The sequence below is a fragment of the Sediminicola sp. 1XM1-17 genome, from assembly GCF_037203765.1.
In the GTDB taxonomy this organism is placed as follows: Bacteria; Bacteroidota; Bacteroidia; order Flavobacteriales; family Flavobacteriaceae; genus Sediminicola.
In genome coordinates this window covers 27492-47704 of sequence record NZ_JBBCAS010000001.1, presented here as the reverse complement: position 1 = coordinate 47704, position 20213 = coordinate 27492, and the positions used below count along the sequence as shown (strand labels likewise).

The following is a 20213-nucleotide window of genomic DNA, read 5'->3' as shown; positions in this document are numbered from 1 at the left end:
GGGACTTTCGTTTTTATTTTTTATAGCTTTGTACAAGTTTATAAACTAACAAAATTATGAATAGTTCTGACCAATTGACGAAATCGATTTCGTTAAAAGATTATGGGATTGAGAGTGATCACATTTACTATCAATTATCCCCTTCAAAACTTCATGCCATTACCTTGGAAAGAGGTATGGGAAAAGAGGCTTCCTCAGGGGCCCTGGCAATACATACCGGAGAATTTACCGGAAGGTCCCCCATGGACCGGTTTATTGTAAAAGATGCTATCACCGAGGACAAGATATGGTGGGGGAATATTAATATCCCTTTCGAATCTTCCAAGTTCGATGCCCTTTATGACAAGGTCATATCCTATTTGAACCATAAAGAACTTTACGTTCGGGACTGCTATGCCTGTGCAGATACGGATTACAGAACCAATATCAGGGTCATTGCAGAATATCCTTGGTCCAGTCTGTTTGCCTATAATATGTTTCTTAGGCCGGATGATAAGGATCTCAAAGGTTTTACTCCGGAGTGGACGGTGATCAATGCGCCAGGTTTTATGGCAGATGCTGAGGTGGATGGAACGCGGCAACATAATTTTGCCATTTTGAACTTTACCAGAAAAATTGCGTTGATCGGTGGCACTGGATATACCGGAGAGATAAAAAAAGGAATATTCTCTGCGTTGAACTTTATTCTGCCCGTACAGAAGAACACCATGCCGATGCATTGTTCTGCCAATGTGGGTAAGGATGGGGATACCGCTATATTCTTTGGATTGTCCGGAACCGGTAAGACCACCTTGTCCGCAGACCCCAACAGAAAACTTATTGGGGATGACGAGCACGGTTGGACTGCGGAAAACACGGTCTTCAACTTTGAGGGTGGGTGCTATGCCAAGGTCATCAACCTTTCGGAAGAAAATGAACCGGATATCTTTAGGGCTATTAAAAAAGGAGCCTTATTGGAGAATGTGGTGATGGACAGTAAGGGGGAAGTCGATTTTGCCGATATTTCCATTACCCAAAATACCCGCGTAAGCTACCCTATTTACCATATTGACAATATTCAGGAGCCATCTATTGGTCAGAATCCTAAAAATATATTCTTTTTAACTGCGGATGCCTTTGGGGTGCTGCCTCCAATTTCAAAATTAACACCAAGTCAGGCTGCTTATCACTTTATGTCTGGCTACACTGCTAAAGTGGCCGGTACCGAGGCTGGCGTTGTAGAGCCGATCCCTTCTTTTTCCGCTTGTTTCGGAGCGCCCTTTATGCCATTGCACCCGGCTAAATATGCCGAGATGCTGAGCAAAAAAATGCAGGAGTCCGGAGTAAACGTTTGGTTGGTAAATACAGGATGGACCGGAGGTCCCTACGGTGTTGGAACCCGTATGAAATTGAAATATACCCGCGCAATGATACAAGCCGCCCTTAATGGGGATCTGGGTATGTACAGTTATGATAAATACCACATTCATTCCGTTTTCGGTGTAGCGCAACCTAGGGAATGTCCAGGAGTACCAACATCGGTATTGAGTCCTAGGGCTACTTGGAACAATGATGAGGCCTATTATAAAACAGCTTTCAAATTGTCCAATGCCTTTAGGGAAAACTTCAAAAAATTTGAGGCCTACGCCAATGAGGAGATCAGGCGGGGTGGTCCACAACGATATGCATTCTAATAAAAAAAGCCTCTGAAAAGAGGCTTTTTTTTTATTTTTTGTTCATGGTAGTAATGTACTTCTGCAAGGCCATGGTCATAGAGGGTGTCTCTGGCGTTGGTGCCTTGATGTCTATGCGAAGACCTGCTAGGGTAGCTGCGTTTATGGTTGAGTTTCCAAAAACCGCAATTCTAGTCTCGTTTTGTTTGAAATCTGGAAAATTCTTTAAGAGCGACTCAATCCCGGAAGGGCTAAAGAAAACCAAAATGTCATAATAAACGTCTCTAAGATCGGAAAGATCGCTGATCACAGTTTTGTAGAATATACCCCTGGTCCAATTCAGTTCCATATTGTTCATCAGTTCTGGAACAATAGGTTTCAAAACATCAGAGGATGGAAGCAAGAATTTTTCGTTTTTGTATTTTTTCAACAATGGGGTAAGGTCAACAAAATTCATTTTGCCAACATAAATCTTACGTTTCCTGTAAACCACATATTTTTGTAGATAATAAGCTACGGCTTCGGATTGGCAAAAATACTTCATAGTGTCAGGAACCTTGAAACGCATTTCATCGGCTATCCTGAAAAAGTGATCTACGGAATTTCTACTGGTAAGGATGATGGCAGTAAAATTGTTCAAATCAATTTTCTGCTGCCTAACATTCTTAGCGTCAACTCCTTCCACGTGGATAAATGGTCTAAAATCGACCTTTACCTTCTCTTTTTCAATGAGTCGTGAATATGGGGAGTTCTCCATTTTCGGTTCTGGCTGCGAAACCAAAATCGTCTTTACTTTCATAAGCGTCAGTCTTTAAGGTAGCTTCCAATTATCACAAAAGGTGCAATTTCGAGAGCGCAAAGGTACAAAATAAAATAGAAAATGTTACTGGTAATGTAAAATTGATGATTTCTTATTACGTTGACCCATCCTATCAAATTTATAAGCAATATGAGGCCAAAACTTACATAAACAACAGTTTTAGAATCTTTTAAGGCATATGTCAAAATAACATTGGCAAGAAACATGACAATTCCACTGTAATTGAGATAGGTCAATTTTTTGAAGATCAATTCGCTAATAGTCGATGTAATATTGAAAATAAAGGCATTGAGGAGCTGCAGGATCACCTTGATCAGTAAGAATAGTCCCAAAAGCCCTAAGATCAGAACATAGATAAAGGGATAGGCGCTGTTGTCTAACTGAAAGACAATTCTTCTGGCCAGATAAATAAAAAGTGCAAAATTAAAGAGTTGGAATATGGTCAGAAAGATATGGAACCAATTGATCAGTCTATCCTTCTTGTTGAACATGATAATGTACTTGTTGTTGAAGGGGAGAATGATAAAATTCATGAACCGATTGTAAAAAAAACTCTTGCCGATCACCACAAAAAACAAACTGGTCAAAAGGACCATGGTGATCCAATCTGCCGTGTCTATGAGTCGAAGTGTAGGTTCCATTAATCTAATTTAATATTATCCCCATTAATTCCCATATAAAGTCCGTTTTCAGAGATGCTTATTTTGAAAAAACCTGGGTCCTCCATCTTGGGCATGGGCAACGTAAAGGAGAATTTTGTGGTATCCCGTGCCTTTAAATAAGTCGTTTCCTCACGTTGTGGTATTGCTTGCAAAGGTATAATTTCCTTGACTTGTTTGTAATCGTTGAGGTAGGCAACCCCAAACTTTATTTTTTCCAATGCAATGTTGGTCTCATACGGATTGTAAACCTGTAAGGTAAGCTTCTTCCCTTTCTTTAGGTTAATGTTTTCTTCGGCTACATAACACCTCAATTTGCGGAATGATTCAAAATTGTCGATATAGCTTCCGTGAAACTCCGTGCCATCGGGCCATGCCAAAGTGATATCGCCACTGTTGGCGTAGTTGGACACATAAAGTATTTTTTGGTGCTGCACCTTGGATTCAGAGTCGTCTATGGTATATTGGTTCTGGCGGTACATGATATTATTGAGGGAGTAAGTGGGGCTACCTGAATAAAAGGCATACATGGGGGCGGTCCGGTAAGAGTTTTCAAAAACTACCGGCATATCCCCAATTCGCGATTTAATATCCCCCACCCAACGGGTATTGCCATGGGTTTCGTAAACCACAGGAAATAGGGGCTCATAGATCAACCCTACCCTTAAAAAAAGGAGAATTGCAATATTGGCCAAGCCCATTCTGTAGATCCACTTTTTGGCATTCTCGTTTTCCAAAAGATAATGGAAGGCCATAATGGCCATAGGGATAGATATGACGATGATCCATTGGGTCTGTATCCTTCTGTTAAAACTTGAAACAAAAAAGAATATCAAGACCCCATAGGTCAAATACAAAAGCGCCTTGGTAAATTGGTCCTTTGCCCCTGTTTTAAAAAGGGACTTATAGATCCAAGGGAAGGTAAAACCAAATAAGGCCACCAGATTGATAAAATAGCCCAGTGTAAAATCACTGAACTCATAAGCCCTATTCGGTCGTTCGTAAAGGTGGTACTTTATGGATACAAAGTCGTTTTCGAACAACCATATAAAATGCGGGGTATAGCATAGAAGGGCTGTGGCAACAGAAAGCCATGCGTATTTATTCAGCACCAGCTTTATATTGGAGAGCAATGTAAACAAAATCACCAGTACGGCATGGTATTTACTGTACATCAGGGCCGCCATGACCACCCCAAGCCCCAGGGCAAGTATCGCCGATGGCCTGGCAATAAATTTTTTGTACAGCAGTAGGAACAGGGCAGTAAAGAAAAGAAAGGGCGTATCCGGCAAGGTGAAAAATCCATAGGCATTGATCAGCGTCATGGAAAATACCAGCACAAAAAAATGAAGCCCGTACCGTTCTTTTTTCGGATGGTCTATCAATTGCCATAAAACCAAAAATGTAGTCACGGACAGGATACAGCTTACAAAGCGCACGCCAAGTTCGCCATCAAAAAAGATACTGCTCAATGAAATCATCAGGGCTACCATGGGGGGGTGGTCAAAATAGCCCCAAGCCATATTCTGGGCATAGTACCAGTAATAGGCCTCATCAAAAATGAGTTCCGTAAAGTAGCTCTGCACCATGTTCAGGGCAAAAAGAGCAATCAATAAATAGAGAAGGATTTTAGGTAGTTTCGGTATCATTCCAATTTTTAAACGGTCCAAAATTACGAATTATTACTGTGTCCGCTTGATTTAAAAATATCATAAATCACATCAGGGATTTCTTTAGAGGGTTTAAAATACTATTTTTGTCCAAATCACCGTAATTAATGGAAGACAGTTTAGTTATCATTCCTACCTTCAATGAAATAGAGAACATTGAGGCGATTATAAAAGCAGTTTTTGCGCTCGAAAAGAAATTTCACGTATTAATTGTGGATGATAGTTCTCCCGATGGCACGGCTGACAAGGTAAGGGAGCTGCAACAGCAGTTTCCAGACCGACTTTTTTTGGAGGTTCGCAAAGAGAAATCAGGCTTGGGAACGGCATATATCCATGGTTTTAAGTGGGCAATAGCCCATAAATACGATTTTATTTTTGAGATGGACGCCGATTTTTCACACCGTCCAGATGACCTGCCTAGGCTATACAGGGCATGTGTCAATGGGGCCGATGTGGTTGTGGGATCCCGCTATAAAAAAGGGGTAAACGTGGTGAACTGGCCTTTGTACAGGATGCTGTTGTCCTACGGGGCATCATTCTATGTGAAACTGATCACGGGGATGAAAGTGCACGATCCAACCGCCGGGTTTGTCTGCTATAGGCGAAAGGTTTTGGAAACCATTGATTTGGATGCGGTAAAGTTTGTGGGTTATGCCTTTCAGATCGAAATGAAATTTAGGGCGTACCTCAAAAAGTTCAAAATAGAGGAGATATCCATTATTTTTACGGACAGGATCAAGGGAAAATCAAAAATGAGTTCGTCTATAGTAGGGGAGGCCATTTTTGGGGTTCTAAAGATGAAGCTGAGCAGTATATTTCAACGACATAAGTTTTAGTATGGGAAAGACATTATTAAAGAATGCAAGGATGGTGAACGAAAATACCATCATGGAGGGTGATATGTTATTGGAAGACCAGATCATCTCAAGAATTGATAAAAACATTAGCGACGCCAACGCCCGCGTAATCGATTTACAGGGGAAATACCTCTTGCCGGGTGTTATTGATGACCAAGTGCATTTCAGGGAGCCCGGGCTGACCCATAAAGGGAATATAGCAACGGAGAGTAGGGCTGCCGTAGCAGGGGGGATAACCTCCTTTATGGAACAGCCCAATACAAATCCGCAGACAACGACCATAGCGGAACTGGAAAAGAAATTTGCCACCGCGGCCAACTCGGCCTATGCCAACTATTCCTTTTTGTTCGGGGGAACCAATGATAATCTGGAGGAACTAAAAAGGCTCGACAGAAATGCCTGTTCGGGCGTAAAATTGTTCTTGGGCTCGTCCACAGGGAATATGCTGGTGGACAATGAGCTGGTGTTGGAGAAAATATTTAAAAATACAGAGATGGTCATCTCGGCCCATTGTGAGGACGAGGGTACCATTAGGGCAAACATGGCCCGCTTCAAGGAGGAATACGGGGATAATATTCCCATGAAGTACCATCCTATCATACGAAGTGCTGAGGCCTGTTACCTATCCTCATCAAAAGCCATTAATTTGGCGAAGGAAACCGGTGCAAGATTGCATGTTTTTCATTTGTCAACAGGCATAGAAACCGCGCTTTTCCGCAATGATATTCCACTGGAACAAAAGAAAATTACGGCAGAGGTCTGCATTCACCACCTTTGGTTCTCGGACAGTGATTACGATACAAAAGGATCCTTGATCAAATGGAATCCGGCAGTTAAAACAGCACAGGATAGGGACCAATTATGGAAAGCACTTTTGGACGATAGGATAGATGTGGTTGCCACAGATCATGCGCCACATACCATGGAGGAAAAGGATAATGTGTATACCAATGCGCCCTCCGGAGGACCCCTAGTACAGCATGCCCTTCCGGCCATGTTGGAAAATTACCACAATGGAAGGATTTCCTTGGAAAAAATGGTGGAAAAGATGTGCCATAACCCCGCAAAATTGTTCCAATTGAAAAAAAGGGGCTTCCTAAGGGAAGGCTATTTTGCCGATCTTGTTGCCGTGGACACAAACAACCCTTGGCAAGTGAACAAAGAGAATATCGCCTATAAATGTGGGTGGTCTCCATTTGAAGGGGAAACTTTTAGATCCCAAATAACCCATACCTTTGTAAATGGTCATCTGGCGTATGACCAAGGGAATTTTTCAGAGATAAAAAATGCACAGCGATTAACCTTTGATAGGTAATGATGAAAAAAGCGTTATTGTTTATTTGTTGTATAGTCTTGATCTCCTGTGGGGAAAAGCTTGTGCAAGAACCGGAGCAATTGATCTCCAAGGAAAAAATGGCCGACATCCTTTATGATCTTGCCATACTTACCGCAGCGAAGAATACGAGTTCGGAAATATTGGTCAAGAACAAGATAGAAACCATGGACTATATCTATGCCAAATACAGTATAGATAGTACCCAGTTTGTGGAATCCAACCTTTACTATGCTTCCATCCCGGCAGATTATGCAGCTATTCATACCGCAGTAGATAAAAGACTGGAATCGGTACAGAAAAAAATGGAGGAGGCTCGAAAAATAAAGGCCGACAGTATTAAAGAGGCCCGCGAAAAGGCGCAAAAAGGACCGGCCAAGACCAAGAAAGATTTAAAGGTGATCAAAGCGGATTCTCTTCCATAAACTTTTTTGTGGAGAATGCAATGGTCCTGTCCAAGGGTTCAAAGTTATAGTCCAAACGGTCGATCAATTTATCATTGGAATAAATCTCCCTGTTCTTTAATGAAAAGACGGTAGCACTTGTCAACTGTCTTTTATTTCCGGTGACCAGGCACCAAAACCAATCCAGAGGCATTAGTATGTCCAAGGCCCAATAAGGAATCTGTTTTTTAGGGGGATCTTTTTCCATCGCTAAGGTCAGTTTTTGTAGGATTTCCCGATAGGTCAAATTTTCCGAGATAACTATAAAGCGTTCATTTTTTATATCCGATTCCATCAGGGTAGTCATGATATCCACCACATCGGCAATAGCTACAAAACCGGTTCCTCCCGGCGGAAAATAACTAGGTGACCTATGGGCCCTGTGGAACAATTGACCACTTCCCGAATCCCAAAAGCCTGGACCCAGTATGATCCCGGGATTGATCACTACCACGGGAACATTTTCCTGTGACCCTCTCCAGACCTCCAGTTCGGCAGCGGTCTTGGAAATGGCATAGACACTCGCATGGGGATGAGACCATTCGTTTTCTTCCGTAGCTTTTTGTTCGCCATTGCTTTTTCCTATGGCAGCAATAGAGCTGACATAGCACAATTTTACAATCGGGTTGGCGGTGCATAGGTTGACAATATTGGCCGTCCCCTCCACGTTGACTTTGTGCAATTGCTCATAATCATTGGGGTCGAAAGAAATCAGGGCTGCGCAATGGTAGACTTGTCGCACGCCTTCAAAAGCTTTTTCCAATTGAGGGATATTGTTGATGTCGGCCACCATCCACTCAATTTTTTTGAACAATGTGGAGGCTTGGTCCGAGTAGTATGAGAAGATTCTTTCCACCTTAAAAAGATCGCTTTCCGCCCGATGGATCGCCCGTACCTGTAAGCCCTGTTCCATTAATTTGAGCAGTAGATGGGATCCCACCAAGCCCGTTCCTCCTGTTACTAAAATCATGTTCCAAATTTAGGCAATATTCCATAAAGCGTTGGATTTCTTGCAGCGATAATAAATGTGGTGGGATTCGATAAGATCGGGGAACGACATTTTGCACAGAAGCCTAATTTTTGGAGATAATAAGTACTAAAAGACAGTGATACCCTTTATATTTGCAGCTATTGTTAAAAAATATTGACACGCATGGCTTCAAATTTTATAGAGGAAATAAAATGGAGGGGAATGTTGCACGATGTAATGCCCGGAACCGAGGAACATTTGTTGAGCGGAATGCAATCTGCCTATGTTGGAATTGACCCAACAGCCGATTCCTTACATATCGGTCACTTGGTTAGTGTGATGCTATTGCGCCACTTTCAATTGGCCGGCCATAAGCCTTTTGCGCTGGTAGGTGGAGCCACTGGGATGATAGGAGACCCGTCGGGGAAGTCTGCGGAACGAAATTTATTGGACGAGAATACCTTGCGGCACAATCAGAATGCCATAAAAGAACAATTGTCACGTTTTCTGGATTTTAAAAGCGATGCCGACAACGCAGCTATCTTGGTGAACAATTACGATTGGATGAAAGACTTCTCATTCTTGGATTTTATCAGGGATGTGGGTAAGCATATCACAGTGAACTATATGATGGCCAAGGATTCGGTCAAAAAACGACTTTCGGCCGAAGCCAAGGAAGGTATGTCCTTTACGGAGTTTACCTACCAACTGGTGCAGGGATATGATTTCCTTCACCTGTACCAAAAACACAATTGTTCCCTGCAGATGGGAGGTAGTGACCAATGGGGGAATATTACCACTGGGACCGAAATGATCCGTAGAATAGCAGGAGGAAAGGGGTATGCCTTGACCTGTCCCTTGATCACAAAAGCGGACGGAACAAAATTCGGTAAGACCGAAGGGGGAAATATCTGGCTGGATGCGAACAGAACATCCCCTTATAAATTTTACCAATATTGGTTGAACACCTCCGACGAGGATGCCGAGAAATATATCAAGATATTTACTTTCTTGACCAAAGCGGAGATCGAAACCTTGGCAAAGGAGCATAAAGAGGCGCCCCACCTTAGGGTACTTCAAAAAAGATTGGCCGAGGAAATTACGGTCATGGTCCATTCCCAAGAGGATCTGGACAATGCCATTAAGGCCAGTGAAATATTATTTGGAAAATCTACCTCTGCAGATTTGAAAGGATTGAATGAGAAGACTTTCCTGGATGTTTTTGAAGGTGTGCCACAGGCTGAGGTAGCGGTAGCGGATATAGAGAAGGGATTGGATATGATCGGGGCATTGGCGGCCAAAACAGGATTTTTGGGATCCAATGGAGAGGCTAGACGGGAATTGAAGCAAAACTCCATTTCTGTGAACAAGGAAAAGGTAAAGGAAGACTATACCATTACTGCCTCAGATCTTATCAATGGAAAGTATGTGTTGCTACAGCGAGGCAAAAAGAATTATTTTGTACTGGTAGTCAACTAGATTTAAAACCTTTATAACAGATAAACGGGTATGGAACAACGGTTCATACCCGTTTTTTATGGATTGGTATTTATTGGATAAACGAAATACCTTGGCGGGCACAGATTTCCATTACTTTTTCCATATCCGGTGGTCCCGGGGGCAAGGCACCCAATTCTTCAAACATATGTTCTATCCCAGCGGGAAATACGCTTAATATTACTTTCGCATTGGTGTTGCCTACTACCTTCCAGGAGTGTGGTATATTTCTTGGGCCAAAGGCCAGATCTCCAGCTTTCAAAATAGTAGTTTTGTCCCCTACCGTAAGTTCCAGCTCCCCTTCCAGTACCTTGAAAATTTCGTCTTCCTTGGTATGGACATGGGGTGGTATTGCAGTTCCCGGGGTGTTGTACTCTTCAATGAGGGTAAAAAGTCCGTTGGTGTCCTTTCCTGTTAATTTGAATGTTTGAACATCGCCAAGGACATTGATGGTCTTGCCTTCATTATTCCTGATGATCTTGGGATCCAAGGGGCTCTCTGAAGGTTTTTTGCCCAGGGAGTGGCCAAGGGCCGGTAAGCTAAAGGCGGTGGCCCCTACCAGCATCCCCTGCTTGATAAAATCTTTTCGTTTCATGATGAGGTGTTTTAGTTGATTCATAAAACCAAATCACAAGAGGGTATAATGATATAAAAAATCGAAGTTTAGACCTAAGTGTTCAATTAGGTAGATAAGATTTGGAGCGAAGATGAAACCATATTTAAGGCTCTGAGCTCTTAAGTTATTAAATTTATCTTGAGAAAGGTGATTTTTATACACAATTGGCTGTCAATTGTTTATAGTTGGTTTGTTTTCAAAAAACCTATAGTACCATCAAATTGCACCCTCTGATATCAGCGTTGTCAAAACGGCCCAAAACTTCAAAACTATCATCGGGATATACCTTCCCCAAATCCTGGGTGGCAAGAAAGGAGCAGGAGTGTACGTTGGCGAGATCAATAACGTTTATACCACCCGTTTTGCCAGATGACAGGTAGGTCAAGGGGTCTTCTGGGTCCCTGATCAAAATTTTCATCCATGGGGGGGTATTAAAGATACCGTCCCCTTTGGAGTAGCCCTGGGAGAGAAGTTCGGTCATTCCATATTCGGAATGAATGTGTGGTACCCCAAACCCTTTCTTTAGTACGGCATGGAGTTCTTCCCTGATCATTTCTTTTCTGCGGCCTTTCATACCCCCAGTTTCCATGATGGTGGTATGCTTCAAATGCAGGGAGTGTTGCTCTACCATATCCAAGAGGGCAAAGGAGACTCCAATGAGTAATATTTTGGTGCCCTTATTCTCCAAGGCCAGTAATTTTTTCTGGAGCAGGTCAAAATCGTTCAAATAAAAACCGCTTTCCGGATGATGACTTTTTTTGATGAGGTCATCTACCATATAGATCAGGGAAGAACCCTGGCGTTCCAAATAGGAGGGCAAAAGGGCCAAGACACAATAATTGGACACATCCCCATAAAAGAGCTCAAAGGCACTGAGGTAACTTTGTTCATAGATGGCGTTGTCCAGTACATAATGTTTGCTGGTGACACTTCCCGTGGTTCCACTACTTGTAAATACGGTTGTGGGTGTCTGGGATGCAGACACTATTTTTTTGGATTTAAAAAAATCTATGGGCAAAAAGGGAATATCCTTTATGTGGGTTACCTTGTCATGGTCTTTGCCCAAAAGGGAGCAAAACTTGCGATATACAGTATTGTTCTGGTATTGATACCTAAAGACTTCCAGCGCTTTGGCCTGAAATTCGTCTGAATTTTTTATTTCAAATATGCTACGGAAGTCCATGTTCAGTTATGAAAGGACAAAAGTAAGGATACCTTTGTTGGTGTAAAACAAAAAAAGCCCCTTTTGGAGGAGCTTGATGGATTAAGTTACATGGGGTAGTTTATTTTACGACCAATTTTCTGGTCATGGTCTGGTTCCTTTCCGTAATCTGAAGCACATAGACTCCTGGGATCAAACGGGCTATATTCAGGGAATTGGTAGCAATTCTGTCCTTCAGGACCACAGCTCCAAAAACGTCATATACAACTATGTCCTTGGTATCGTTCAGCTTGGTGGTCACATAGACCACATCGTCAAAGGAAGGATTGGGATATAATTTAAATCCACTTATTTCTGCACTCTTGGGAGTGTTAATATCTACCATTTCCTGGGCTGATAGCAAAAAGCTAAAGGTTAATAATATGGTCAGGTAAAATCTTTTCATACACGCCTATTTGGGATGATCAATGTAAATGTAGTCAAAGAGAATACTTTCGGATACTATTTGTTGTGAAACACCAAATTTTGTAGGTGAAGGCTATGTTTTAACTTTTGGAGGTCGGTTAAAGTCCTAAAAAGCAGACTTATAACACTTTGAAGGATAGGGATGTAGAATGGAGACGATGTTATTTCACGATCAGTTTGCGAGTGGCGACTTTGTCTTTTTCAAAGATTCGGATCATATACACACCAGCATCAATATTGGTCAGATTCAGTTCTGTGCCCAAAATGGTAGTTTCCAATAAATTTCCACCGAAAACATCAAAAATCATGATTTTCTTTGGAGCGTTATCCTTGGTTTTAATAAAAACTTTCCCATTGGTTACTGGGTTTGGATATAAGCTAAGTCCCTCTATTTCACCGGCGCTGGTTTGCTGCTGGCTGAAGGCCATTGTTGAAATAAAAAAAAGTAGAATTAAGTAAAGTTGCTTCATTTAAGGGGATATAGATTAAAGGTAGTAATTTTGCCGGCCGAAAGGACGATAGTCTTGGGTAAAATTCAAAAATAATCGATGAAATGCAAAAAGCACCCCTGCAAGAGGTGCTTTTGTAGAATATATGTTATTTTTTGTTTAGTTGCTCAATGTCCAACCTGTACTCCAAGAAGAATAGTTTGTTCCTGTACCGGTACCATCCCCCGTGATAAAATCACTTTCTGTAAACGCGACACCAGTATCATTCTTGAACTTCGTGGTAACATCATTAAATGTAACGTTGTTCACTCTTAAAAATCCATTAGCGACATGGTCCCCAGTTGGATTGGCATTTGCATCGCCATCCAGGTCAAATGCCTCTCCAAAGCCATTGATTTCAATATTATTGAAAATACCCTGTGTTCCTGCTCTTAGCCTTATAGCTTCATAGCTTCCAAGACTTACTGAAGTTCCATCCTGTATGGTGTTGGCAGCGCCTTTTCCATTGATGGTCATGTTGGTGATTGTTGGTGAAGACCAAGTTAAAGGACTTGAGTTGTTTCCAATATCAGTATTATAGCCATCAGCTTCTATGGCCTTATCCCACGCAACACCGTTGTGCTCAATATAGATATTGGTTATGGTACCGGACCAACCTTCAGTCCAATCCAAGGAATCGTCCTGTGCATTTAGGATAGAAACGAATTTAGCATTTACGGTACCACCAAAGAATTCAAATCCGTCATCTTTACCTTCATACATTTGCACATATTCAACTACAGTACCGCTTCCAACTCCGTAAAAAGAGAAACCGTTGTTTTCAGATTGCCCGTCCGCAGAACCTCCGGAGTATTGAACCCTAACATATCTTAAAGATCCTGAATTGTCCGCAGCATTTGTACCACCATAAGGTAAACCTGCAATTTCAGAAGTAGAAGTAGCTGTTCCTGAAACAGAGTTTACTGGAGCTCTCCCTAAAAGGATCAAACCTCCCCAATCACCCGCTTTAGGGTTTTCAGCAGCGGAAGTAAAGACAATAGGAGCATTTTGCGTACCATTGGCAATTATTTTAGCGCCTTGTGCAATAGCCAAATATACGTCAGAGCCTGTGGCAGAAGCTTTTATGGTCATTCCCGCAGGAATGGTAAGTGTGGTTCCAGATTCCATGATCATAGGACCGTTGAGGATGTACGTATTGTTACTGTCCAGAGTAAGGTCAGTGGTATAACTGCCACTCAAAAGGATAGCCTCTGAATTAGTAGGAGTTCCTCCGCCGTTATTGGGATAATTGATAATAATATCTGATGTATTATCCTCTGCACAGGACATAAGCATGGCAGTAAGTAGGGTAATGCTTAAAAATAATTTCGTTTTCATTTTGTTCAGTTTTAAGTTTAAATATTATGAATTATAAGGTTTAAAAGGAATATTTTACAGAAACACCTAGGTCTACCCCACGTTTAAAGTCTTGCAGGATGATCCTTTCGCCGTTGCCAATTTCTCTGTTGATTTCAAAGGTTGGGTCCAGGATGTTCTTTGCGTTTAGGTTGACTTCCAAATGTTCTCCAAAATTGTTTTTCCAAACTAGATCCAATGTAGGTATGCCTTTTTCAATAATGTTGCCTAATTGTCCTGATCCTAAGGCGAAAATTCTATCAGAAAAATAGTTTCCTACCAAGTTGATTACCGGTTTGTATTCTCCAAAAGTTGGACTCCAATTGATGTCTGCATTGGCGATCAACGGAGAAGATCCCTGCAATTCATCACTGTCCCTGTTGAAGGTAGTACTGTAAGCACCACTAATTTCATCATAGAGGTCTTGTTTGGTGTGTATGTAAGATAGGTTCAATCCGAAGGTAAGCTCTGGTTGCTCCTGTTCGTTCATGAAGATGTTTTTGCGCAATTCCAATTCAGCACCAAAAACATCCGCTTTCTCACCAGTTCTAAAGTAACGTTGTGTTCCTGTTGCATCATTGGCCACAACTAAGTTGATAGGATCTTGTATTTGTTTGGCAAAACCACCAATGGAAAGGATTTCGTTTCTACTGAAGAACCATTCGTATTTAAGATCAAGGTTAAAAATATTTGAATAGGAAACATCATTAACATTGTTGTAATTGATGGTGGCAATATCTTGTCTTCCCAATACATCCGGGTTACCCCCAATTCTCTGTGTGACGCCTTCATAAACAAAAGGTGCCATTTCCTTAAATTCAGGGAAAGAAACAGTTTGGCTAGCCGAAAACCTGATGTTCTGGTCTTCATTTACCGCATATTTTATATTCAAGTTTGGTAAATAAATGGATTCGTTTACTTCATTGGAACCAGGATTGAGGTCAGGCCTAAGGTTGATCACATCATAGGCAATACTTTGGTTGAAAGACTCTACACGTATTCCTGGAATAATGAGCCATTTGTCGTTTACATTAAATTCTGCAGATACATACCCAGCATATACATCCAATTTACCGGTATAGGTGTTTTCCAGGTCACCAGGAGAACTAGTTTGTGATAAACCAGTGTTAGGATTCAGAGGTCTAAAGACGTGGGTTTGGTAGCCTTCGCCATTATTTTCAAGACCAAGAACGAAATTTTCAAGATTGAAGATGTTGTTCAGGTTATTTACATCGGTAATCTGAAAACTATCACTAATGTTCTTGTAACCGTAACGTTGGTTATCAAATGCTCTTTCCTTTGTTCTTCCGTTGTATCCAAAGTTCAATTTGGTCGCTGGAGTGACTTGATAGGAAAGGTTTATTCTACTGTTTAATTCATCATCCTCGATATTTTGGAAATATCGTTGGTTGTTAAAATTGTTCTGCTGTCCAAAATCTGGAGAGGTGTTGGGATCATTGTCGAACAAAAGGTCATAATTGTTCAAGGTAATTCTTTTGCGGTCTGGTTCATAGGCGAAAACCTTATTGTATCCCACACCATAATCCAAAGCGAGCTTCTCGTTAAAGGTATGCTCCCCTGTAAGTTGATTGACCAGGATAAGGTCCTGATTAAATTGTGAATTTAATTGGAAGTATCCTTTGTCCGAGTTCAGGTCTTGACTAAATCCTTGCCCGTTGGTACCATAGTAACCCACCTCATCGCTGGAACTATTAATGGCCAGGGAGTTGAATTTTAATTTGTTGTTATTGTCAATTTTGAAGGTAACATTGGCCAAAGCTGTTGAGGTAGTGGCTTGGGAATATCGCTCCACTGTTGGGAACAAAACATCCAGGTTGGTACCGTAATTTGCCTGACTTCCTTCAAAATACCTGTATTTGGAATCAAAGGAAGCGTGTCCAAAGAAGCTCAATAAAGATTCAGAATCTTCTCCGAATACACGATAAGATTTTCCAAATGAAATGGATACTCCCGTATTGATAGGTGCCAATTTGGAATTCTGTACTGGGTCTACACCGTGTGACAGTAATACTGCAAAGGGATTGTGCTTATAACGATTGTAAAATCCGAAATATCCTGTTCCTTCATTTTTTACAAAATTTTCTCCCATGGCCCTAGAGTTGACCCCAGTGCTTACAGAAGCATCAAAAAAGCCGGTTCCAGTATATTCTTTTGAAGAGATATCTACGTTACCAGCAGAAAAATCCCCGTAAAATTTACTGGAATAAGCCTTGCTGACTCCTACGCTCTCAATGATATCCGATGCAAAGAGATTGAGATCAATATTCTTATTATTGATATTGTTGGAAGGCAATGACAACCCGTTCATGGTAGTGCTCAAATACCTGTCGCCCAATCCACGAACATAAACATTGTTACTCCCTTCTTGTTTGGAAATACCAGAGATTTGTGCAACGGCACCTGCAGCATCGGAAACTCCTTTTCTTGCCAGTTCCTGGGCTCCGATCGAAGTTTTCATTTCAACTGCTTTCTTTTGTTCCAATAAAAGTGCTGTCTCGGAATCTTTCTTTGCGGATACGGTAACAACTACCTCGTCCAAAGTAACCCCCTCGCTGGCACCCATAGGCATATCAATGGTTGTTGCTTGTCCTGCAACAACTTCTACATTGGGTATTTCTATGGTTTCATAACCTAAATAACTAAAAGATAAGGAATATGTGCCCGGTTGTATGTTGGTCAATTCATAAAGACCATCAAAATCTGAAGTGGTCCCTTTAGTGGATCCTTTTATTAATATATTGGCAAATGGTAACGGTTCATTGTTTAATTCTTTGTCTGTCAAGGTTCCTACAATTCTTCCTGTAGTTTCTTGTGCACTCATCTGAAGTACAAAAAGCAAGCAAAAACTCAATACTAGTAATCTCATTAATTCATGTTCTAAAAGTTGCCGCAAAGAAACTTCCATATTGTAATGTTGTTGTTACCCACAGGTTAAACCTTTATTTTGTTAGTGTTATCTAAAGGTTATGGTATTAAATGAATGTTAACTGGAATTCCCTTAGAAGTATTATCTTTACTTTTGAGGTATATAACCAATTAGAGTACCAATGAAAAAAAGTGAAATTAGGATACTTCTGGTAGACGATGAGCCCGATATTCTGGAGATCGTCAGTTATAACCTTTCCGCAGAGGGCTATGAGGTCTACACAGCAAAAAATGGAGTAGAGGCTATCTCTAAGGCGAAGAAAAAAAATCCACACCTTATTATTTTGGATGTGATGATGCCCGAAATGGACGGCATAGAAGCCTGTGAAATTTTAAGGAACACCAAAGGTCAGGAAAATGTATTGATTACTTTTTTGACGGCCAGAGGGGAGGATTATTCACAGGTAGCCGGGTTTGATGCCGGGGCGGATGATTATATTACAAAACCTATAAAGCCCAAGGTTTTGGTCAGCAAGGTGAAGGCGCTGCTGCGGAGGCTTAAGAGCGAGGATGAAGTCTCAGAGGATATCACCAAAGTGGGTTCTATTGTCATTAACCGTGAAGAGTATAAGATTGTCAATAAGGGAGAGGAGATTATTTTGCCCAGAAAAGAATTTGAATTATTGGCTTTGTTGGCTTCCAAGCCCAGCAAGGTTTTTACCAGGGAAGTAATCCTCGATGAGGTATGGGGAAATGAGGTTGTCGTTGGAGGCCGCACCATAGACGTTCACATTAGAAAATTAAGGGAGAAAATCGGAGATGATCATTTTAAAACTGTTAAGGGCGTAGGATATAAGTTTGTTCTATAATGGCCATAACACTTAAAAAATCTTATAAATTTGCTTTTAGATCGGCACTGTTGATCTCAGTGGTGCTGACTATTCTAATGGGTGTTTTTATGCGTATTAAGGACGTCATTGATTGGTCCTTACTCAGTATTTTTGCCTTCCTATCCTTTTCCATATCATTTATTGTTATCCAATTCAGAGTTGAAAAGTTTATTTATAAAAGGGCCAAAAAAATATATGATGATGTATCCCTATTAGAGTCGTCCTCCCTTACCTCAAGGACCATTACTACGGATATGGCCACCCTTACCCAAGAGATAGAAAAATTTGCCAAGGACAAAAAAGTAGAAATAGATACCCTGAAGATAAGGGAAGAATATCGAAAGGATTTTTTGGGGAACGTGTCACACGAATTAAAGACGCCCTTGTTTACCGTTCAAGGATATATATTGACCTTGTTGGATGGCGCCATGAAAGACAAGAGTGTGCGTAAAAAGTATCTGCAACGCGCCAATAAAGGTGTAGAGCGACTTATATATATCGTCAAGGATCTGGATTTGATCACCAAATTAGAAGTGGGAGATCTGCATCTGGAACTATCAGACTTTGACATAATAGAATTGATCCAGAGCGTTTTCGACCTTTTGGAAATGAAGGCGCTAAAGAAGCACATCAGTCTGGGTTTTGATATGGAATATATACATCCGATCATTGTGCATGGTGATAGGGAACGCATTCAACAGGTGGTGACCAACCTTATTGTTAATTCCATAAAGTATGGACATGAGAACGGCACAACGGAGGTCAGTGTAGAAAACCTTATTAAGAACAAGGTTATCATTAGGGTAACGGATAATGGGGAGGGCATAGCGCCACAACATATCCCCAGGCTATTTGAACGGTTCTATCGGGTAGATAAGAGCGGGAGCAGGGCTGAGGGAGGTTCAGGTTTGGGACTTTCCATTGTAAAGCACATTATTGAGGCGCATAATGAAAAAATTTATGTGGAAAGTGTACTTGGCGTAGGTTCCGAATTTTCCTTTACCTTGGAAAAGGCCAAGAACATAAAATCTAGGTCACTGAAGTAGACAGTGCGCTTCTGGACATTTCCATTTTTCCAAAAGAACACAATTCAAAACCTTGCAAGATTTCCTTAGCTTTGCCAAATCATAAAATTTTGGTTTCCGTGGGAAGTAAAAACAAGCTAAAGCGATTTAAGGAGAATGAATCATTCAAAAATGTGGTTCAACCGAGTAGGGAGGAAATTGAGGATGGCTCTTTTGAACTGAAGGGGAAATGGGCCTCCTTTTTTGGCAATGACAATCCCATCGTACTAGAATTGGGTTGTGGTAAAGGGGAGTATACCATTGGTTTGGCAAAACAGGACCCGAATAAGAATTTTATTGGTGTTGATATCAAAGGGGCGCGTTTTTGGAGAGGTGCCAAAACGGCAATCCAGGAAGGCTTGGAGAATGTGGCCTTTATAAGGACGCAGATAGAGCTGATCGATCAGATATTTGAAAAAAATGAGGTGTCCGAAATATGGATCACCTTTCCCGACCCCCAAATAAAATACAAACGTACCAAGCACCGTCTGACCAATGAGAAATTTCTCGAAAAATACAAACAGATCCTAAAAGAGGACGGCTTTGTAAACCTGAAGACCGATAGCGAGTTTATGCACGGATATACCTTGGGGCTGCTCCATGGCCTTGGACTGGAAGTAATTTATGCCAATCATGATGTGTACAAAAATGCCGGTAGTCCGAAAGAAGTGCTCGAAATACAGACTTTTTACGAAAAACAGTATCTTGGCAAAGGAAAACCAATCACATATACCAAGTTTAGGGTCTCGTAACCTATGACACACTTAATAATTCTCTTTTTTGCCACTTTTTCTGCGGCCTTTATGGCTACAGTGCCCCCTGGACTGCTCAATATGAATGCAGCCAAGACCAGCGTAGAAAAAGGCAAGATGAACGGAATTATTTTTAGCCTTGGGGTCTCCACCATGATCATGATCCAGGCCTATATTGCTGTTTATATCTCCAAATTTCTGCATAACAATCCGGAGGTCATAGATTTGTTGCTTCAGATCGCCCTGGTCATATTTGCTTTTTTTGCCATCTATTTTTTTGTGGTAGGCAAAAGAAACAAGAAAAAGATGGTCAAGGTTGTTAAGGTCAGTAAAAAGAACAGCTTTTTCAAAGGGGTATTGTTGGCGGCCCTAAATCTGTTGACCATCCCGTATTACAGTGGCGTCAATGCCATGTGGAACGCTTCGGGCTGGATCAAATTCCAAGCACAGGACATTGTAACCTTCGTTTTTGCAGCAGGGACTGGCACCTTTGCCGTATTGTATTTGTATACCGTTTATTTTTATAAGTTGGACGCCAGTTCCAGTGGATTTTCAAAGAATTCCAATTATATTTTAAGTGCCCTGATGCTTATATTGTTGGTGATAACCGTGATCCGGATATTCTATAATTGA

Annotated in this window: 19 protein-coding genes; 9 read left to right on the top strand and 10 right to left on the bottom strand. The window is 41.3% G+C overall.

From position 1 onward, the window contains the following. Positions 1 to 56: 56 nt before the first annotated feature. Entirely contained in the window at positions 57 to 1673 is a 1617-nt protein-coding gene (gene pckA, locus WAA86_RS00210) for a phosphoenolpyruvate carboxykinase (ATP) (protein ID WP_337298951.1), read from the top strand. A gap of 31 nt (positions 1674 to 1704) precedes the next feature. On the opposite strand, the gene WAA86_RS00205 is transcribed toward pckA, so the two are convergent. The 3 genes from WAA86_RS00205 to WAA86_RS00195 are packed head-to-tail and all read right to left on the bottom strand — an operon-like array spanning position 1705 to position 4780. Continuing rightward, positions 1705 to 2451: a uroporphyrinogen-III synthase gene (locus tag WAA86_RS00205; protein WP_337298950.1), complete on the bottom strand. Its 747-nt coding sequence runs from the start codon at positions 2449 to 2451 to the stop codon at positions 1705 to 1707. A 5-nt stretch (positions 2452 to 2456) separates the two neighbouring features. Next, positions 2457 to 3113, bottom strand: coding sequence for a DUF4271 domain-containing protein (locus WAA86_RS00200; RefSeq protein WP_337298949.1), 657 nt, complete (start codon positions 3111 to 3113; stop codon positions 2457 to 2459). After that, positions 3113 to 4780: an ArnT family glycosyltransferase gene (locus WAA86_RS00195; protein WP_337298948.1), complete on the bottom strand. Its 1668-nt coding sequence runs from the start codon at positions 4778 to 4780 to the stop codon at positions 3113 to 3115. The genes WAA86_RS00200 and WAA86_RS00195 overlap by 1 nt, the downstream gene beginning before the upstream one ends. 128 nt (positions 4781 to 4908) lie before the next feature. On the opposite strand from WAA86_RS00195, the gene WAA86_RS00190 reads away from it, so the two are divergent. From WAA86_RS00190 to WAA86_RS00180, 3 genes are read left to right on the top strand one after another with little or no spacing between them, the layout of a single operon-like run. Next, complete coding sequence (locus WAA86_RS00190) at positions 4909 to 5637, top strand: polyprenol monophosphomannose synthase (protein WP_337298947.1); 729 nt, start codon at positions 4909 to 4911, stop codon at positions 5635 to 5637. A gap of 1 nt (position 5638) precedes the next feature. Continuing rightward, positions 5639 to 6973 carry a dihydroorotase gene (locus WAA86_RS00185; protein WP_337298946.1) on the top strand — a complete coding sequence of 445 codons (1335 nt, stop codon included), beginning with the start codon at positions 5639 to 5641 and terminating at the stop codon, positions 6971 to 6973. Beyond that, positions 6973 to 7416, top strand: coding sequence for a DUF4296 domain-containing protein (locus tag WAA86_RS00180; RefSeq protein WP_337298945.1), 444 nt, complete (start codon positions 6973 to 6975; stop codon positions 7414 to 7416). Before WAA86_RS00185 ends, WAA86_RS00180 begins: the two co-directional genes overlap by 1 nt. On the opposite strand, the gene WAA86_RS00175 is transcribed toward WAA86_RS00180, so the two are convergent. Beyond that, entirely contained in the window at positions 7394 to 8404 is a 1011-nt protein-coding gene (locus WAA86_RS00175) for an NAD-dependent epimerase/dehydratase family protein (RefSeq protein ID WP_337298944.1), read from the bottom strand. The genes WAA86_RS00180 and WAA86_RS00175 overlap by 23 nt on opposite strands. Positions 8405 to 8587: 183 nt before the next feature. Between WAA86_RS00175 and tyrS the strand changes: the two genes are divergently transcribed. Next, a complete protein-coding gene (gene tyrS / locus WAA86_RS00170) occupies positions 8588 to 9883 on the top strand; it encodes a tyrosine--tRNA ligase (protein ID WP_337298943.1) in 1296 nt (431 codons plus the stop codon). A gap of 70 nt (positions 9884 to 9953) precedes the next feature. Here the strand turns inward: tyrS and WAA86_RS00165 are convergent, their stop codons facing one another. The 6 genes from WAA86_RS00165 to WAA86_RS00140 form a co-directional block, all read right to left on the bottom strand. Next, positions 9954 to 10496 (bottom strand): quercetin 2,3-dioxygenase, encoded by a 543-nt coding sequence (locus tag WAA86_RS00165; protein WP_337298942.1) that lies wholly within the window; start codon positions 10494 to 10496, stop codon positions 9954 to 9956. Positions 10497 to 10722: 226 nt separating this feature from the next. Then, positions 10723 to 11700, bottom strand: a complete 978-nt coding sequence (locus WAA86_RS00160) for a LuxE/PaaK family acyltransferase (protein WP_337298941.1) — start codon at positions 11698 to 11700, stop codon at positions 10723 to 10725. Positions 11701 to 11800: 100 nt separating this feature from the next. Next, positions 11801 to 12124 (bottom strand): T9SS type A sorting domain-containing protein, encoded by a 324-nt coding sequence (locus tag WAA86_RS00155; protein WP_337298940.1) that lies wholly within the window; start codon positions 12122 to 12124, stop codon positions 11801 to 11803. A 181-nt stretch (positions 12125 to 12305) separates the two neighbouring features. Next, a complete protein-coding gene (locus tag WAA86_RS00150) occupies positions 12306 to 12614 on the bottom strand; it encodes a T9SS type A sorting domain-containing protein (RefSeq protein WP_337298939.1) in 309 nt (102 codons plus the stop codon). A gap of 138 nt (positions 12615 to 12752) precedes the next feature. Continuing rightward, entirely contained in the window at positions 12753 to 13970 is a 1218-nt protein-coding gene (locus WAA86_RS00145) for a multidrug transporter (protein WP_337298938.1), read from the bottom strand. A gap of 40 nt (positions 13971 to 14010) precedes the next feature. After that, the gene (locus tag WAA86_RS00140; protein ID WP_337298937.1) at positions 14011 to 16875 is read right to left on the bottom strand and encodes a TonB-dependent receptor; all 2865 of its coding nucleotides are present in this window, start codon (positions 16873 to 16875) and stop codon (positions 14011 to 14013) included. Between the two features lie 181 nt (positions 16876 to 17056). Between WAA86_RS00140 and WAA86_RS00135 the strand changes: the two genes are divergently transcribed. The 4 genes from WAA86_RS00135 to WAA86_RS00120 all read left to right on the top strand — a co-directional run bounded on the left by WAA86_RS00135 (position 17057) and on the right by WAA86_RS00120 (position 20213). Next, a complete protein-coding gene (locus WAA86_RS00135) occupies positions 17057 to 17743 on the top strand; it encodes a response regulator transcription factor (protein ID WP_337298936.1) in 687 nt (228 codons plus the stop codon). Further along, the gene (locus WAA86_RS00130; protein WP_337298935.1) at positions 17743 to 18810 is read left to right on the top strand and encodes a sensor histidine kinase; all 1068 of its coding nucleotides are present in this window, start codon (positions 17743 to 17745) and stop codon (positions 18808 to 18810) included. Before WAA86_RS00135 ends, WAA86_RS00130 begins: the two co-directional genes overlap by 1 nt. A 98-nt stretch (positions 18811 to 18908) precedes the next feature. Then, positions 18909 to 19580, top strand: coding sequence for a tRNA (guanosine(46)-N7)-methyltransferase TrmB (gene trmB, locus WAA86_RS00125; RefSeq protein ID WP_337298934.1), 672 nt, complete (start codon positions 18909 to 18911; stop codon positions 19578 to 19580). A 3-nt stretch (positions 19581 to 19583) separates the two neighbouring features. Continuing rightward, positions 19584 to 20213: a LysE family transporter gene (locus tag WAA86_RS00120; protein ID WP_337298933.1), complete on the top strand. Its 630-nt coding sequence runs from the start codon at positions 19584 to 19586 to the stop codon at positions 20211 to 20213.